This is a genomic window from Henriciella sp. (assembly GCF_049649345.1).
Taxonomy (GTDB): domain Bacteria; phylum Pseudomonadota; class Alphaproteobacteria; order Caulobacterales; family Hyphomonadaceae; genus Henriciella.
Window position 1 is genome coordinate 1 of the sequence record NZ_JBARZC010000034.1, and the last position, 3,997, is coordinate 3,997.

General features: G+C 58.9%; 2 protein-coding genes. One reads left to right on the forward strand and one right to left on the reverse strand.

Features of this window, described 5'->3' with window-relative positions:
* Nucleotides 1–110: 110 nt before the first annotated feature.
* The gene (locus WA989_RS00890) at nucleotides 111–2,870 is read left to right on the forward strand and encodes a hypothetical protein (protein ID WP_424338650.1); all 2,760 of its coding nucleotides are present in this window, start codon (nucleotides 111–113) and stop codon (nucleotides 2,868–2,870) included.
* A gap of 65 nt (nucleotides 2,871–2,935) precedes the next feature.
* Here WA989_RS00890 and tig read toward each other — a convergent pair.
* Nucleotides 2,936–3,997: trigger factor (gene tig / locus WA989_RS00895; protein WP_424338651.1), on the reverse strand; the 1,062-nt coding region annotated here is incomplete at its 5' end.

Consider the following 3,997-nt stretch of genomic DNA (forward strand, 5'->3'; position numbering starts at 1 on the left):
CATCTGAACGGGCCAAAGCTGGCACAGCTATCGAGTATCGCGATGTATTGGTGAACGGTGTGATCACATCAGTTCGTACGCGTAGATCGGCTCATTCGCATGATCAAATCTTGATCCAGGCGGACCCGATTGCGGACATGCTGCGCGGAGGGTTCGACGTCGATCGGGAGACGATTTCCTATTTCAGCGCCGAAGAGGGGACTTCCATGTCGATCGACGTGCCCTCGGGGACCCTTCGGTCGAACGGTGTCGTTGCAGGGCAAATCACTGTCGCGGAGCCAGAAATGGCGCCATCCCTCTGGCTCGATCCGCAGACGATCAGTTCGCTCACAAGCACCGAGCCGACGCGTTTGCCAGATGGCACCCTTGCGTTCGAGACTAATGACAGCCTTAAGCGCTCCCGTGAGCTGGATCTTTGGGTGAATGGTCGGCCGGTAGACGGGTTCAGCGCTGAGCCTCAGATGGTTGGCTCGCTCCTGCTGGTGCCGCTACGCGAAGTGGCGGCAGAACTGGGACATGACATCCGAGTAGAGGCTGGCGCTGTGTCCATTGTGAGGGTGCAGGATTCCAAGATCGTACGGCTCGATCTGGCAACGGGTCTCGTGTCGGTAAACGGTATTCCGTCAGGTGTTACACCGGACCTCGCGCTGGCGGACCTCGAGACGCTTCTGCTGCCTCACGGGGCAGTGGAGCTGATGACGGGAACGCGTATCTCTCTAGTGCCTGGAACAGATCGCGTCCGTGTGACCTTGGACGACCGGCTCGACGGGGCTGCGGTTCCCGTCAATGCGGGGCCTGGGAAAGGCGATGCCCCGTTCACGCCAGAGGCGCTCAGCTATCAGCTCAGCGATCGTGGACCCGTGCGAGCTGAATTCTCCAGTCGCGTTGCACAGTATAATTCACGCCTCACCTATGAGAGTGCAGGCGGGCTCGAGAATAGTGAAGAGTTGCAGCCCGCATGGGCGTCTCTTGACGTTCAAAGCCTTGATGGGTGGAGCGGCAGTGCTGGCGACTACACAGATCGCTTCAGGGAACTTTCCGGGGTCGATGTTTCGCGTGTACGCGGTATGTCCTACCGCGAGCAAACCGAAGGCGGTGGCCTTTTGGCTGTCGCTGCAGGGGCGACGCTGACTGGCGCCGAACAAATCAGCGACACGGCGAACAAGCCGAAATTTGGCGGATTTGCGGGTGGTGTGCGCCTTCTCAGTGAAGATGGCACGCAGGAAATTGGAGCGTCCGCCAAAACGGAAGACGATGGCAACACATCTGCTTTTGTTGTGTCCGGACAGCAGGTTTTCGACCGTTCGGCGGCGCCAGGCCTGCTGGAAACAGGCTATGTCTCTGGCGATGCCGGCTATTTCAGCACGGCGTCCGGGACCGGCCTTGATGTGCGGGCCCGCGCTGGGGCGCGCTACCGTCTGACAGATCGGATCGGTGCGACCGTCACCGTCTATCATGACGGCGAGAAATTTGCCGAGATAGCGGATGACGCGCGCTTCGAAGCGGTTTTCGACAATAGCGTGGGCGCGCGAACCGGTGGATCGGTTTCCGCTGACTGGCGCAGCGCCAAATCCTGGCAGGTCATGCAGAATTTGTCCCTCAGGGGCCGCGCCGCCATCAATCATAGTGACGGGTCGACGGCTGAAACAGCCACCAGTCTGGAGGCCCGGCTGGCCGGGCGTATTGGTGCAAAAGGGCCGGATGTCGTGATCACTGTCGATCACACTGAATTGGAAGCCGAAGGCCGATCGCGCGCTCTGGACAGCGTCGATGCGAGGGCCATTCAAGGCTTTCACTGGGGAACGGTTCAGGCGCGCTATGTCTCCACGGACGGCGATGAGGACGACCGTGAATTAGCAGTGGTGGCCATCCAATCAAATCCCTTGGAAAAATCGCTGGGTGACGCCGCATTTGTGTCGGTTGCGCCGTCAGCAACGCTAGGATGGATCGAGAACGACGTATCTGTCCGTGCAGGCGCGTCGGCAATGTTTTCCACGGGCCGGAAACTTGGTGACCGTCTCACCATCGACGGCCAGGTCAATGCGCGCTCAAGTGTTGACCCGGACGATCTCGGCACACAGTATTTCACAAATCTTCAGGCACGTTACCGGGTTGATGCCAGAACTGAATTTGTGACGAGCTATGTGGATGATCTCGATGGCCGCAAGGATCTGTCGGTCGCTTTGCGCGGCACGATTCTCTTCAATGAGCCGCGCCGGGTGAGTGAGCGACTGACCGAGCAAGGTCTTGTGACAGGCACGGTGTTCGTCGACCTCAATCGCGACGGTGTCCGCCAGAATGACGAGCCGGGGCTTTCCGGCGCAAATGTCAAAGTGCATGGCAGTGGATTGTTGCTCGCGGCCGATAGCGATGGCCGGTTCACGGGCCAAACCCTGAAACAGGACGCGGTGGTTTTGTCGGTCGCGCATGATAGCCTTCCGCTTGGCTATCGGCCGCCGGAAAGCGTCTTGGCCGAAACGTCCGTTTCGGGCGCGAAGCCCGCCAATATTGACATTCCGGTAGTTCGAACCGGTCAGCTGAGCGGAGCGGTTTTCATCGATCTCGATGAGAATGGTGCCGCCGGGCCAGCTGATCAGCGTCTTGAGGGCCAAGCCATCCAGCTCATCAATCTCCGCACAGGCGAGATCCGAAAGGTGTCCTCGGCCTCGTTCGGGCAGTACGGGTTCGAAAATGTGCCGCCTGGATCGTACAGGTTAAGAGTTCTCGTCGGCTGGCAGGAATATGCCGTCGATATTGAACTTGGAGAGGAGCAGTTCTCGAATGAGGCTCACATCGCGATACCTCCAGACCTTATAGGCGTTGAACCTGCCCTCAGCGCGGATCCGGCAGTTGAGGCTGGCGCAGTGTAAAAAAAGCCCGGCTCGCTGCATGCGGCCGGGCTTTAATTACGGGGGCTTGGGATCGCCCGGAAAGCTTACTCTTCGTCGTCAGCCATAAGCTCGTCGCGAGAAACTTTCTTGTCTTTCACTTCGACGTTCTCAAGCAGGTAATCAACGACCTTGTCTTCGTAAATCGGCGCGCGGAGCTGGGCCATCGCGTTTTCGTTCTGCTGGAAGAATTCCAGCACCTGGCGTTCCTGGCCGGGGAAGCGCTGGGCTTCGCGGATCAGCGATTGCTGGACTTCCTGCTCGGAAATCTTGATGTCCTGAAGGCGGCCGATTTCAGCGAGCACGAGACCGAGGCGCACCCGGCGCTCAGCGATGGTGCGATACTCTTCTTTCAACTCGTCCTCGGACTTGCCTTTATCCTCTTCGCTCGCCCGGCCAGCATCCATTTCAGACTGGAGCTGTTGCCAGATCTGATCAAACTCCATGTCGACCATCTTAGGCGGCAGATCGAAGTCGTGTGCATCGTCGAGCGAGTCGAGCAAGGCCCGTTTTGCCTTGGCGCGTGAGGCTGAGTCGAGTTCGCCTTGAAGCTGGTCGCTGACGAGCTTCTTCAGTTCATCAAGCGAATCGATGCCGAGGCCCTTGGCAAACTCTTCATCAACGTCAGGCGTCTTCGGAGCCCGAACTTCGTGCACCTTGACTTCAAAGACGGCGGCTTTGCCGGCCAGATGTTCTGCCTGATAGGCTTCAGGGAAAGTCACTTCGACGTCTTTTTCGTCACCGGCCTTCAAGCCGACGAGTTGTTCTTCGAAGCCGGGAATGAAGCTGCCGGAGCCAAGAACGAGTGAATGTTCTTCGGCGGCGCCGCCTTCAAAGGCTTCGCCATCGACTTTGCCGACAAAGTCAATCAGGACAGCATCGCCATCGCGCGCTTTCGCGGTCTTTCCGCGGGCTTCGTACTTCTTGTTGTTCTCGGCGACACGGCCGAGCGCCTCGTCCAGCGCTTCGTCGTCAACTTCGGCGACAGGGCGAGTGATCTTGATTTTCGAGGTATCGGCCGGTTCGAAGTCCGGCATGACATCGACATGCATGTGGAAGGCGAGGTCTTCCTTGCCGTCGAGCACGGCCTCCATGTCGCTCTCCATGTG